The 13,614-nt window shown below is 32.1% G+C and carries 14 protein-coding genes; 3 read left to right on the top strand and 11 right to left on the bottom strand.

The features are described from left to right. Nucleotides 1-3: 3 nt before the first annotated feature. Together P0R33_RS07575 and P0R33_RS07570 are read right to left on the bottom strand one after the other, a co-directional pair. Nucleotides 4-1,014 (bottom strand): ligase-associated DNA damage response exonuclease, encoded by a 1,011-nt coding sequence (locus P0R33_RS07575; RefSeq protein WP_276174874.1) that lies wholly within the window; start codon nucleotides 1,012-1,014, stop codon nucleotides 4-6. A gap of 149 nt (nucleotides 1,015-1,163) precedes the next feature. Further along, complete coding sequence (locus P0R33_RS07570) at nucleotides 1,164-1,481, bottom strand: hypothetical protein (protein ID WP_276174873.1); 318 nt, start codon at nucleotides 1,479-1,481, stop codon at nucleotides 1,164-1,166. A gap of 209 nt (nucleotides 1,482-1,690) precedes the next feature. Here P0R33_RS07570 and P0R33_RS07565 point away from each other — a divergent pair, with 209 nt between their 5' ends. Together P0R33_RS07565 and ligD are read left to right on the top strand one after the other, a co-directional pair. After that, nucleotides 1,691-1,822 (top strand): hypothetical protein, encoded by a 132-nt coding sequence (locus P0R33_RS07565; RefSeq protein WP_255596598.1) that lies wholly within the window; start codon nucleotides 1,691-1,693, stop codon nucleotides 1,820-1,822. 177 nt (nucleotides 1,823-1,999) lie between these two features. Then, nucleotides 2,000-4,531: a DNA ligase D gene (gene ligD, locus P0R33_RS07560; RefSeq protein WP_276174872.1), complete on the top strand. Its 2,532-nt coding sequence runs from the start codon at nucleotides 2,000-2,002 to the stop codon at nucleotides 4,529-4,531. Here ligD and P0R33_RS07555 read toward each other — a convergent pair whose 3' ends face one another. The 9 genes from P0R33_RS07555 to P0R33_RS07515 all read right to left on the bottom strand — a co-directional run bounded on the left by P0R33_RS07555 (nucleotide 4,532) and on the right by P0R33_RS07515 (nucleotide 12,400). Further along, nucleotides 4,532-5,305 carry a Ku protein gene (locus tag P0R33_RS07555; protein ID WP_276174871.1) on the bottom strand — a complete coding sequence of 258 codons (774 nt, stop codon included), beginning with the start codon at nucleotides 5,303-5,305 and terminating at the stop codon, nucleotides 4,532-4,534. 111 nt (nucleotides 5,306-5,416) lie between these two features. Next, complete coding sequence (locus P0R33_RS07550) at nucleotides 5,417-6,046, bottom strand: DsbA family oxidoreductase (RefSeq protein WP_276174870.1); 630 nt, start codon at nucleotides 6,044-6,046, stop codon at nucleotides 5,417-5,419. Nucleotides 6,047-6,451: 405 nt separating this feature from the next. After that, the gene (gene dnaN / locus P0R33_RS07545; RefSeq protein ID WP_111283020.1) at nucleotides 6,452-7,570 is read right to left on the bottom strand and encodes a DNA polymerase III subunit beta; all 1,119 of its coding nucleotides are present in this window, start codon (nucleotides 7,568-7,570) and stop codon (nucleotides 6,452-6,454) included. Nucleotides 7,571-7,677: 107 nt separating this feature from the next. Further along, entirely contained in the window at nucleotides 7,678-9,363 is a 1,686-nt protein-coding gene (gene gldG / locus P0R33_RS07540) for a gliding motility-associated ABC transporter substrate-binding protein GldG (RefSeq protein WP_276174869.1), read from the bottom strand. After that, complete coding sequence (gene gldF / locus P0R33_RS07535; RefSeq protein WP_276174868.1) at nucleotides 9,363-10,088, bottom strand: gliding motility-associated ABC transporter permease subunit GldF; 726 nt, start codon at nucleotides 10,086-10,088, stop codon at nucleotides 9,363-9,365. The genes gldG and gldF overlap by 1 nt, the downstream gene beginning before the upstream one ends. A gap of 61 nt (nucleotides 10,089-10,149) precedes the next feature. Further along, nucleotides 10,150-10,524, bottom strand: a complete 375-nt coding sequence (locus P0R33_RS07530; protein ID WP_276174867.1) for a YbbC/YhhH family protein — start codon at nucleotides 10,522-10,524, stop codon at nucleotides 10,150-10,152. Nucleotides 10,525-10,580: 56 nt separating this feature from the next. Next, the gene (locus P0R33_RS07525; RefSeq protein WP_276174866.1) at nucleotides 10,581-10,877 is read right to left on the bottom strand and encodes an antibiotic biosynthesis monooxygenase family protein; all 297 of its coding nucleotides are present in this window, start codon (nucleotides 10,875-10,877) and stop codon (nucleotides 10,581-10,583) included. Between the two features lie 138 nt (nucleotides 10,878-11,015). Beyond that, a complete protein-coding gene (locus P0R33_RS07520) occupies nucleotides 11,016-11,534 on the bottom strand; it encodes a hypothetical protein (protein WP_276174865.1) in 519 nt (172 codons plus the stop codon). A gap of 38 nt (nucleotides 11,535-11,572) precedes the next feature. After that, complete coding sequence (locus tag P0R33_RS07515) at nucleotides 11,573-12,400, bottom strand: SAM-dependent chlorinase/fluorinase (protein WP_276174864.1); 828 nt, start codon at nucleotides 12,398-12,400, stop codon at nucleotides 11,573-11,575. A gap of 262 nt (nucleotides 12,401-12,662) precedes the next feature. On the opposite strand from P0R33_RS07515, the gene P0R33_RS07510 reads away from it, so the two are divergent. Continuing rightward, the gene (locus P0R33_RS07510) at nucleotides 12,663-13,613 is read left to right on the top strand and encodes a PhoH family protein (protein WP_095954015.1); all 951 of its coding nucleotides are present in this window, start codon (nucleotides 12,663-12,665) and stop codon (nucleotides 13,611-13,613) included. The last annotated feature ends 1 nt before the right edge of the window (nucleotide 13,614 follow it).

Raw genomic sequence — 13,614 nt, 5'->3', positions numbered from 1 at the left:
AACTTATAATTCATCATTAATTACGTCGTTTGTTTCTCCTTCATATTGGGTGTGTGCTGTTCTGGCGTCGTAACCTAATTCTCGGAGATATTTGGAAAATATATCAGAATAACCGTGTGTGCAGATTATTTTTTCGGCTCCCGTTGCTTTAATACTTTCTAATAATCCAGTCCAATCGCAATGGTCGCTAATTACGAATCCGCGATCAACGGCACGTCTTCGTCTGGCGCCACGAAAAGCCATCCAACCACTTGCTGTTCCGGTTACAAAAGGAGTCATTTTTCTGATCCATGTGCTTCCGTGAGCGCTTGGTGGCGCGAGAACAATATTTCCAAGTAAATCTTCTTTTTTAGTTTCTGGAGTTACTCTAATTGTCGGGGGCAAATCTATTAATGGTCTAACAACATTTGTCATATTTTCGATTGCGCCATGCGTGTATATTGTACCAATATTAGGATCAAGATATTTTAGTAAACGTTGCGCTTTTCCCAAAGAATAACCAAAAAGTATAGAAGTTTTGCTTTCAGCTCGATTTTCTACCCACCAATTATTAATCTCGGTCATTACATCTTTTTGGGATTCCCAATTAAAAGCAGGAAGTCCGAAAGTGCATTCGGTTATAAAAGAGTGGCATTTTACAACTTCATAAGGAACAGAAATTCCGTCGTCTTCAGTTTTATAATCTCCTGTAAAAACCCAGATTTCGCCTTTGTATTCTACTCTAATTTGTGCCGAACCAATAATATGGCCCGCAGGATGAAGAGAAAATTTTACTCCATTTATAGTAAAAGTTTCGTTCCAATCTTTGCCAGAAACGTTGATTTCTCCTAAACGATATTTAATAATTGGCACATTAGAATGATGTGTAATATAATTTTGATGCCCCCATCTAGAATGATCAGAATGCCCGTGCGTAATGATAGCATTTTTTACAGGACGCCAAGGATCAAGATAAACATCTGCTTGCTGGCAGTAAATTCCTTTGTCGTTAAACTGTAATAATGGTGGATTCATCTCTTTTTATTAGATAATTGTAAATTACTATCTTGTTGCAATTATTAGATAAGTAATAAGAGAAATGCTTAAAACACAAGTAAAAGCGTTTATAAAATTAAGCATTGCGTAAGAATATTTATATTTTGGTGTCATGGTAATTCTTGGTTTTAATGTTCAAAATTTCGGTAAGGCGGACAGTCATATTTATGATCTTCAGGATCTAAATTATAACTGTTGTAAGGATTTACTTCATCATAACTAGAAAAAGGCGTGTTGTCTTCAGCTGTGTTCAAACCGCTTTCTATTTTTTCATAACAATCTTCAGATTGGTTGCATTCATTTCTGTAATTATAATCCGGATTTTCTCCCGATGTAAATTCTTGATCTAGCGCTTCATTTTCATGAGCGGTATCAATATGATCTGGTTTGCTACATTTAAAATCATTTAATTTTGCAGTGTATCGGTTGTCTGATTCTGTTTTCATAGCTGCTTTTTTAAATTAATAATTTTTCAACTTGTATATACAAATTTGATAATTAGAACATTAAAAAAATTATACGATTTGATTTTAATTTTACATGATTCGTTTATCGGTTAATTTTCATTCTATAAAAATCAAATGTAATTCTGTAAAAAAAGCCTGAGGTAATTTTGGAACTTTGTATCTATTAATTATTTAAAAATTAAAACATTATGGAAACTTCAAGAAAAGATTCGAAATCTGGAATGAAAGATTCTGGAAAAACTCAAAAATCAACATCTGGTTCTAGAGGAAAAAGCACTACTACAAAATCAACAGATTCAAAAGGTAGAGCTGGTCATTAATTTTTTGTTAGTTAATTAAAAACTAAAAATAAAAGCGTGCTGTTTACATGTAAGTAGCACGCTTTTACGTTTTTAGTAATTCAGATTAAAAATAATACTGTAATAAGACATGGAAATTGTATAACTCATTTTTTTACAATTATTTATAGCTTTATATTATAATAAATACCTGAAAATATGTCGCTTACGAAATACAATCAGAAAAGAAATTTTAAGGAAACGAAAGAACCTCAAGGGAAAAAAGCTAAATCGGAAAGCAAATTAATTTTTGTTGTTCAGAAACATGCTGCGTCTCATCTTCATTATGATTTTCGTTTAGAAATGGATGGTGTTTTGAAAAGTTGGGCAGTGCCAAAAGGACCTTCGTTAGATCCAGACATAAAGCGTTTGGCTATGATGGTCGAAGATCATCCTTATAGCTATAAAGATTTTGAGGGAAATATTCCGAAAGGAAATTATGGCGCGGGAAATGTAATTGTTTGGGATAATGGAACTTACGAACCGGCAGAGGAAAGCAATCTTAATGCTGAAAAACAATTATTAGCCGATTTGAAAAAAGGACATTTGAGAATTGTTTTGAAAGGAAAAAAACTGAAAGGAAATTTTTCATTGGTAAAATTAAAAGGCAAAGAAGATAATGCTTGGCTTTTAATTAAAAAAGAAGACCAATATTCTGATAAAGTTGATATTACACTCAAAAATAAATCGGTTATTTCAAGACGCACTTTAGAATCTTTGGAGAAAGAAAATAAACCTGAACCAGTTAAAAAAAAAGTAAGTCCGATAAAGAAAACAATTGAGGAAAACAAACCAGTTGCTTTTATAAAACCAATGCTGGCAAGCTTAAACGACAAACCTTTTGATGATGAAGATTGGGTTTTTGAAAACAAATTTGACGGTTATCGAACAATTGCGGTTTGCAATGAAAATGATATTGAGTTATTCAGCAGGAATAAAATTTCGTTTACCAATAACTTCAAAATAATTGCTGAAGATTTAAAAAAAATAGATCACAATGTTGTTTTAGATGGAGAAGTGGTGGTGGAAAAAGCAGGTCGTTCTGATTTTCAGTTACTTCAAAATTATCTGAAAACAGGAAAAGGAAATTTAAAATATTATGTTTTTGATATTTTAAATCTGGAAGGAAATGATGTAACTGGACTTTCTTTGCTCGAACGAAAAGAATTACTCAAAATTTTACTCGAAAAATATGATTTTACCAATGTTTTTTATTCGGAACACATTCAAGAAAAAGGAATTAAATTTTTTGATCAAGCTGTAAAGAAAAATGGAGAAGGTATTATTGCCAAAAGAGCTTCTGGATCTTATTCGGAAAATAGAAGGTCTAAAGATTGGCTGAAAATAAAAATATCTCAAGCAGAAGAAGCGATAATTGTCGGAATTACAGAACCTAAAAATTCCAGAGAACATTTTGGAGCTTTGCTGTTAGGACAATATGAAAATAAAGTCTTGAAATTTATCGGAAAATGCGGAACAGGATTTACACAAGCAACATTAAAAGAGTTGTATGAAAAGTTTAGTCCTTATTTTATTGATGAAAGTCCGTTAGAGGAGAAAACGGGTTTAAGAGATATTGTACAATGGATGAAGCCAAAATTTGTCTGTCAGGTAAAATTTGCAGAATGGACTCAGGAAAATCATTTAAGACAACCAGTTTTTTTGGGACTTCGCTTGGATAAAAATCCTAAAGATGTTGTTTTTTCTAAAGAAATTATTACGCCTAAAAAAGAAACTACAATGAAAAAAGAAATACTTAATAAAGATAAAAATGAAAATGAAAATGATTTTGATTTGAAAGTCGGAAAAGTAAAACTTCATCTTACGAATCAGAATAAAATCTATTTCCCTGACGATCATATTACTAAAGGAGAAATTGTAAATTATTATAATGAAGTTTCAGAATTAATTCTTCCGTATTTGAAAGATCGACCGCAATCTATGAACAGATTTCCAAACGGAATTGAAGGCCCAAGTTTTTATCAGAAAGATGTAGATGAAGATAAAATTCCAACTTGGATTAAAACCAAAAAAATCTTTTCAGAATCGAACAACGCTAATATTGATTATCTGATTTGTAACGATAAAGCGTCTTTACTTTACATGGCAAATTTAGGTTGCATTGACATCAATCCGTGGAATTCAACCATAAAACGAATTGATAATCCGGATTGGGTTGTAATCGATATTGATCCTCAAAAAGATGATTTTAAAGAAGTTGTAAAAGTAGCTTTGGCTGTAAAAGAAGTTATGGATAGTTTTGAAGCACAATGTTATTGCAAAACTTCTGGAGCGTCAGGATTACATGTCTATATTCCGCTTGGAGGAAAATACGATTACGATTCTGTAAAAATATTTGCAGAAATTCTTGCTCATGAAGTTCATCAAAAATTACCAGACACAACAAGTTTAGAGCGTTCAATTAAAAAACGAAATGGTAAAATTTACATCGACTATTTGCAAAACAGAAAAGGTCAGACTTTGGCGGCGCCTTATTCAGTTCGTCCAAAACCTGGAGCAACTGTTTCAACTCCGTTAGAATGGAGTGAAGTAAATGCTAAATTGACTCCTCAACAATTTACAATCAAAAATGTTTTGAAACGTTTTGAAAAGAAAGGCGATTTATGGGAGCCAGTTTTAGGTAAAGGAATAGATATAAAGTCTATTTTGAAAAAGTCTGAAGCTATTTAATCAAGAAGATTTTTTCTTCTTTTCTAAACTCGCTTTTAGCATACTCATTAAATCATCTGATTGTTTATGGACGACTTTAAGTTTAGGCGCAGTTTGTTTTTTGCCTTTCGCTTTGTCTTTGATGATTTTTAAAAGTTTTGCGGTGTATTCATCTTTGTATTTCGAAATATCGAAAGGCTCGGTCAATTGTTCTACCAATTTATTTGCCATGTCAACTTCTTTTAACTTTGTTTTCGAAACCGCTGGAAGCTTGAGCTCACTTGTATCTCTTATTTCTTGTTCAAATCGAATACGATTTAAAACAATAACATCTTTATAAGGTTTAAGAATAGCAAGAGCTTCTTTGTTTCGAAGTACAAAACTAGTAACACCAACTTTTCCTGTAGATGCCATGGCATCTCTTAATAAAGCGTAGGCGTTTGCGGCACCTTTATCGGGCTCTAAATAATACGGTTGTTCGTAATACAAACTGTCAATTTCTTTTTCTAGAGTAAAGTTCAGAATATCGATGGTTTTCGTTTTTTCAGCATCTGCCGCTTCAAAATCTTTATCTTCAAGAATAACATATTTGTCGTCTATTTTATATCCTTTTACAATATTGCCAAAAGCAACTTCTTTTCCTGTGGTTTCGTTGACTCTTTTGAATTTAATATTGGCATTATCATTTTTATCCAGCATATCCAAGTCTAGAGAACTTTCCTGAACCGCAGAAAAAAGTTTTATGGGAATATTAATTAAGCCAAAGCTAATCGAACCTGTCCATATTGATCTCATAACATTATTTTTAAATGAAAATAAAGTTATGAAGATCAGAACAGATTCATTTACAAAGGATTTTGTAAAAGTTATAAAATCTCAATCTTAATTAAAGAGAATTTAAAGTGATTATTTCAGAACTTCCTGAATTGTATTTACAAAAGTTTCTACAGGTTGTGCTCCAGAAACGGCATATTTTCTGTCGAAAACAAAGAATGGAACGCCTTGAACACCAATTTCTCCAGCTTCTCTAATATCCGATTGAACTTCTTTTATAAACAAATCATCACTTTCTAGAACTTCTCTAACTTCATTTTCAGCCAGACCAGCCTGAATGCCTAATTTTATTAATGTTTGCCCATTATTTAAATCTTGACCGTCAGTAAAATAGGCTTTAAAGAAAATTTCTTCCATTCGATCGCCAATATTTTTGGTTTTAGCCAATTGAATGATTCTATGCGCATTTAAAGAATTAGAGATAACAGCTTTGTCGAAATTATAATCTAAACCAACACTTTTAGCGCGTTCTGCAACGCCTTTATGCATTTCTTTAGATTGTTCAACCGACATGCCTTTTCTTTCTGCTAAAAACGTGTAAACGTCTGTATCAGGTTGTGCAGTAATTGTTGGATCAAGCTGAAAGCTTTTCCACTCAATTTCAAAATTATCATTTGGAAATACTGAAAGAGCAGTTTCCAATTGTCTTTTTCCGATATAACAAAACGGACACATGATGTCCGACCAAATTTCTATTTTCATATCGTAAAGATAATGAAAAATTTGTTTCAGGTTTTAGGTTTGAAGTTTCAGGTTTCTACGCTTTGTGTTGTTTTTTAACGCAAAGTGCGCTAAGTTTTTTTAAAGGCTTGTGTTTGCAAAACGCTAAGTTCGCAAAGCTTTGAGTACTAAACTTTGTGAACTTTGCGTAAACCTTGGCGTCTTTGCGTTAAAACTATACGTATAGTATATCAACCTGAAACTTTAAACGTGAAACCTGAAACCTGAAACAAAAAACACCCAAAAATAAAAAACCGCAACTCTTTATAGGAATTGCGGTTTCTAGGTATAAAAAATGGTTGGTTAATAGCGATATTTTTTTTTTACAATGATATATCTTTAATATTGAACTAAAAAATATCCCTGTAACAAAAAGAAACTTTGATGTTAACTATTTAACATAACAGGCATTACAAGCATCGTAACTGTTTCACCCTCTTCTAAACCATCAACTGGAGTTAAGATTCCAGCTCTGTTAGGCAATGACATTTCAAGCATAATCATGTCAGATTGTAAATTAGTCAACATTTCTGTTAAGAAACGAGAGTTGAAACCAATTTGAAGATCATCTCCTTGATAATCACAAGTTAATCTTTCTTCTGCTTTGTTTGAGTAATCGATATCTTCTGCAGAAACGTTTAATTCAGCTCCAGCAATTTTCAAACGAATTTGGTGCGTAGTTTTGTTAGAGAAAATCGCAACACGACGTACAGAACTTAAAAATAAAGAACGGTCAATCATTAATTTGTTTGGATTTTCTTTTGGAATTACCGCTTCGTAGTTTGGGTATTTTCCATCAATTAAACGACACATTAAAATATAATTGTCAAATGAGAAAGTCGCATTTGAATCGTTGTATTCAATTTTTACTTCAGCATCAGAACTTCCTAAAATACTTTTTAAAATGTTTAAAGGTTTTTTAGGCATAATAAAATCTGCAACTTGAGATGCTTTTACATCTGTACGTGCATATTTTACCAATTTATGAGCGTCTGTTGCAACAAATATTAATCCTTCTGGTGAAAACTGGAAGAAAACTCCAGACATTACCGGACGTAAATCGTCATTTCCTGCTGCGAAAATAGTTTTGCTAACCGCAGTTGCTAAAACTTCTGCAGGAACAAGTGTAACAGATGGATCTTCAAGACTTACAGCTTTTGGGAATTCTTCTCCTGCAGCATAAGCCAACGCATATTTACCTGAATTAGAGCTGATTTCTACTGTGTTATTATCTTCAACCGTAAAAGTTAATGGCTGTTCAGGAAACGTTTTTAAAATTTCAAGCAAAAGTTTTGCTGGTACAGCTACGCTTCCTTTGCTTGTAGAATCGATCGATAATGTAGCCGACATAGTCGTTTCAAGATCTGAAGCAGAAACGGTCAACTCATTATTGTTTAGTTCAAATAAAAAGTTGTCTAAAATAGGCAACGTGTTATTACTATTGATTACACTACCTAAAACTTGTAATTGTTTTAATAAGTACGAACTCGATACTATAAATTTCATCTGTTTTATTTTATTTTTTGAAAGATCTTTTAGCAAATAATGCGCTAAATATACGGATTACAAATATATCTTAAACTATCCAAAGTATTACATTTTTTTATTAACATCTATTTGCGGTACTTTCTTTTTCTAAGGAAAGTGAAAGCAAGTCCAAATAGTGTTAAAATTAGAATTGGAACTCCGATAGTTATGAATTGTGTTAAAGTATAACTTTGATAAACTTTTTCTTTGTCTAATAAAGGCAGTTCAACATCTTTGCTTCTGATGTTAATAAGTCCAGTATCATCAAGCAAATAATTAATACTATTCATGATGAAGTCTTTATTATCGTATAAATTACCAGTTCTTTGGTCGTAACCCAATTCAACCGGTTCTAAATTTTTATCTAGTTGATTTCTAGCTAAATCTCCATCGGCAACTACGATCATTTTGTTTGGTTTTCCTTTTGCAACAAAGGAATTGTCTTTAAAAGGCAAAACTCTATTTTCAAAAGCCGAATGAAACTCTCCTTCTAATAAAACAGCCATTGGCTTATTGCCTTTATTTATATATTCTTCAGGCGTTGTTTTTTCGGTTACCATATTCAGATTTACTTCTGCTGGTGTTCCGATAGTTTTCGAATATTGAGAAGACTGCAATAAAACCGTTTTCTTGATTTCGTTTTTTAAAGTGTCTATCGGGTTCGCAAAATCGAATTTAATTCCGCCCAGATTTTTTACAATTGGATGTTGGCTCGTTGGATAAACCTGCGGCGCAAATTTCCAGATAAAATCCTGATATTGTGTTGCACTTCCTTGTTCGCCAGTTGCTAGTTTTATTGGACTTCCTTGCTCGTCTTTCACCAGATCAGGATTAATTCTGAATCCGTATTTGAAGAACATATCGTTCAGATTTAAATCTCTCGGATACGCCAGAGTAGCACCTGCATCATTGTACAAACTGTCCATGTCTGCGGCAGCCTGATCAATTAACCAAAGCGTTTTTCCTCCATTCATAACAAACTGATCAAGAACTTCTTTTTCTTCGTCAGAGAATTTTTCTGTTGGTTTAGAAATTATGGCTAAATCGTATTTTTTAAGCGCATTTAAAGTTCCATTCGGATCTTTAGCAACAGAATCTAAAGTAAACGGACCAATAAAATAGCTTTCTCTAATTTGAAGCAGCATTTTAGCAATGTAAATCTCTTTCAATTCACCATTTCCTCTAATAATGGCAACTTTTTTCTGCTTGTTTTTAGTAACTTTATTAATGGCATCTGCGATAGAATATTCTAAATGCTGAATAGAACCAATCACTTTTTGGGTTGTAGAAGCGCCCATTCTGTTTTTCAACAATGGAATATTAACTTCTTTATTATTGTAAACGGCAACTGCCCAAGGAAAAACCATCGCTTGAGATTGTTTTCCTTTATCATCAACGGTAATGTTTACTGGAGTTAAGCCTTTTTGGAAAAGCGATTTTGTCAATTCGTCACTTTCTTCTTCGTTTGCTAACGGATCAACAAATTCGAAAACTATATTTTTATTATATGCTTGAAATTCTTCTAATAATTGTTTCGTTTCTTGTTGTAAACGTCTAAAATCGGCTGGAAGTTCGCCAGCCATGTAAATTTTTATAGAAAGCGGATTTTCAACTTGTTTTATAATTCCTAACGAAGTTGGCGATAACGTATAACGTTTGTCTTTTGTTAAATCAAAACGATGAAAAAATAGCGTTCCAAGTATATTTAAAACAATTAAAATAAAAATTGTAATTCCTAACGTCTTGATATTTTGTTTTGTAGATGCTTTCATTACGCTTTAAAAGATTTTAATTGATAAACAGTAAAAGAAAGAAAAGCGATTGAAATGCTTAAAAAATAAATAATATCGCGAGTATCAATAACGCCTCGACTCATACTTTTAAAATGATTCTGCATTCCTAAAATAGAAATAAAATCTCCAGAACCAGGAATTAGCGAACTCAATCCTTCAAAACCAAAATAAAAGAAAAAGCAAAGAAAAACAGCAATAATAAATGCTACAATCTGATTTTCTGAAAGGGTAGAAGTAAAGATTCCGATTGCTGAATAAGAAGCAATTAAAAACAATAATCCGAAATAAGAACCAATTGTGCTTCCCATATCGATATTGCCTTCAGGCGAACCTAAATCTGAAATTACTTTTACATAAATCAAAGTTGGAATTATCGCTAAAATGATCAATAAAAATGAGCCAAAGAATTTGCCGTTTACGATTTGCCAGATTGATAAAGGTTTGGTTAAAAGCAACTCTAAAGTTCCTTGTTTTTTTTCGTCAGAGAAACTTCTCATGGTTACGGCTGGAATTAGGAAAATTAAAATCCAAGGCGCTAAAGTGAAAAACGGAGTCAAATCGGCATAACCTGAATTTAGAATATTATAATCTCCTTCAAATACCCATAAAAATAGCCCGTTGCTGATTAAGAAAATCGCAATGACTAAATAGCCAATTGGCGAGCCAAAAAAGGATTTTATTTCTCTTAAAATGATTGATTTCATTTATTTTTTGTTTTTTATTGTTTCATGTTTCAAGTTTCATGTTCTTGAAACGACTTATAAATTATTTTCCGTGTGTAATTTTTATAACTTTTGAATTTCTAGCATCAATAATTATTAAAAATGTTCCTCCTACATAATTTTCAGGTAATGTCCCAGATATAACCCAGTAATTTTCTAAAAGATAAATTTCATATGGTCTTTGTTTTTCTATGTTTTCTTTCCCGTAGATATCAAATAAAATTGGTTCTGCGATTTTAATTGCATTAATGCTATCTTTTATAATTATCGTTTTATTATCGACAACATTATGCTGTGATTTTTTAGATAAAGCAATTCTTAGTTCTTCATTCGCATTTTCAATCCCTAAAACTAAACGCTTGTTTTGTGCACAACTGCTAAGTGTAATTAGTAAAAATGATAACAGAAAATATTTCATAATTTGATTTTTTATTTCATGTTTCAAGTTGTACGCTTAACGTGAAACCTGAAACTTTAAACTAAACTCACTATTTTGTTTACGCTCCAAGCTTCTGGTTTTGCATTGAATAATTTCTTTGTAAAATTCCAAACGGTATTAAAAAGCTCAGAATTTCTGTAATTTTCCAGATCTTGCTCGGTTTCCCAATAACTATATGTGAAAAAGATGCATTTATCATTTTTATCCTGATACAATTCTAAAAAACGATTTCCTTCTGCATTTCGTATTTTGTCTTTCACAGATTCAAAATTCTCCAGAAAATCAGGAATTTTTTCTTCGTGAAAACTCATTTTTACTATTCGAACAAACATGCTTGCAATTTTAGATTTCTGAATTTAGATTTTAGATTTTTGAATTGTCTAAAGTCTTACAAGTGCGCAAAAATACCAAATTTGATTGTTGTTTTTCTAAAAATTGCACTTGTTCTATAAAAAATAGTTTGCGTTTGATTAATTGGATTTTATTATAGCTTTTAATTTGAATTTTTCTTGATTTCTTTCATTCATTATAGTAATGATTTTATCATTAAAAAACTCTTTTAAGAATCCCCAACTACTCGCATTAACTGCGCCGTTTCCATTTTTATTTAGATTTGGAAGAATGTCAAGATTGCTAATGAATTCTAAATTGTCACGAAATGTCATAAAATCTTTTCTCCAGATGATGAGACTATATGTTCCCAGAAGACATGGTTTGATTTCAGGATGACATTCCCACATATTTTTTAAATCTTCCTCAGAATAGTTATAATGATTGGTTTTAGTCATATTTCCCACTCCAAAAAAGTTCAGACTTTTAATCTGTTCAATAGTTGGTTTTTGTATATCATTATAATCTAGAAGACAAAAAGTATAATTATGAGGACTTATCGTTTTATTTGTATTTGTGCAAAGAATAATGTTGTAATTATTATTTGCATTTACGAATGTTAATAGATCACCTTGATTAATATCTTTGATTTTCGTCATTAGATTTCTTATTGAAGTGAAATGATTTATTTTAAAAACTAAGAAAACTTAATCGTAATCACATCGCGATAATTCAATCCCAACAAACTATTTGCTGAGCCGACTTTAGAAGGATTACTTCTAAAAATGGCAATTTCGAGAAAGCCAGCTTCGTTAAAAATAGCCAGTTTTTCTCCTTCATAGTTCTTAATAGGATATTTGTCTGAAGTCGCAATGGCAGAATAATTAGGCAGAATTGTTTTGATGTTTTTCGACTTCATTATAATTTCGTACGGGCGTCCGCGCGAAACTTCTAAGAATTGTTTTTTAGAAATATTAGTTACAATGTTTCCAAAATGATCGATGTAAATTACGTAACCTTTTAAAGAATTTCCGTCGCTTGCCACAACAGCTTGCAATTCGGTTGCCTCTTTTATTGCTGTAATTTCTTTTCCGATAACATTTAGTAATCCGCCTTTAGCCAAATGTGAAGCGACCTGAATAAAAATATCCAAATCTGTTGCTTCAATAGGAAAACGATCGTGAATGTTAATTGCCACAATTTTCTGCGGCACAATTTTCTGCGTAAGCATACTCAGGATTCCGTTATCGGCACAAATAAAATAGTGGTCATTCCACTGCATCGCAATATGCTGATTCTCTTTATTACGCTCAATATCGACACCAATTAAATGTACAGTTCCTTTCGGAAAGCTCGTGTAAGAAGCGCCAATAATGTAACTTGCTTCGGCAGTATTAAAAGGATCAATGTCATGAGAAATGTCAATAATCTGAACTTCTGGATTTTCAGAAAGTATTTTACCCTTCAGCGATCCCACAAAGTGATCTTTCAAGCCGTAGTCTGTTGTAAGGGTAATTATTGACATAATTTTGTTTATAACTATTGATAGTATTTAAATCTAATTTTCATTAAATTTGAGAAATGCAAAGCTAGTAATAGTAAATACAAATTGAAAGAAAGAAAAGACAAATTGTATTTTTTAAAGCATTTGTATGTTACAATATTCAGAAACACTGATTTAGTTTAAAGAACAAAAAACTGAAAACTGCGACTGAGTAGTGTGACTTTAAAAAGACCCGACAACCTCTAAATACTAAAAGGAATTATTTAATTTAAAACTACTTCATTTGAACGAAAGAATAATCGAGCTAGTAGATATTGCACCAAAAGAATTTTGGGGCGCTCAGGACAGCCATCTAGAGATCATTAAAAAGTATTACCCAAAGCTTAAAATCGTAGCGCGAGGGACAACTTTAAAAGCATTTGGCGAAAAAGATGTTTTAGATGAATTCGAAAAAAGATTTCAAAGATTAATGCTTCATTTTACCCGTTACAATAATATTGATGATAATGTAATTGAACGTGTAATTATGAGTGATGGTCAAGAAGATAAAAGATCTTATGATCATGACAAAATCTTAGTTCATGGTGTTGGCGGTAAAATTATCAAAGCGATGACGCCAAATCAGCAATTACTTGTTGATACCATTAAGAAAAATGATATGGTCTTTGCTATTGGTCCTGCTGGAACCGGAAAAACATATACCGGTGTTGCTATGGCGGTTAAAATGCTAAAAGATAAAGAAGTAAAAAGGATCATTCTAACACGTCCTGCGGTAGAAGCCGGAGAAAATCTAGGATTTCTGCCTGGAGACATGAAAGAAAAACTTGATCCTTATATGCAACCATTGTATGATGCGTTGCGTGATATGCTTCCGAATGAAAAACTTGAGGATTATATTTTGAAAGGAATTATCCAGATTGCGCCGCTTGCCTTTATGCGTGGGCGTACGCTTGATAATGCTTTCGTAATTCTTGATGAAGCCCAAAACACCACACACTCACAAATGAAAATGTTTTTGACTCGTATGGGAAAAAACGCCAAATTTATGATTACGGGTGATCCTGGACAGGTCGATTTACCACGAAGAACTATTTCTGGTCTTAAAGAAGCAATTTTGGTTCTGAAAGACATTGACGGAATCGGAATTATTTATCTGGATGATAAAGATATCGTGCGTCACAGATTGGTTAAAAAGGTAATTGACGCTTATAAACAAATCGAAAATCACGATTAAG

Origin of the sequence: Flavobacterium sp. YJ01, assembly GCF_029320955.1 — a bacterium.
Lineage (GTDB): Bacteria > Bacteroidota > Bacteroidia > Flavobacteriales > Flavobacteriaceae > Flavobacterium.
This window is presented reverse-complemented; position numbering and strand designations above follow the sequence as displayed.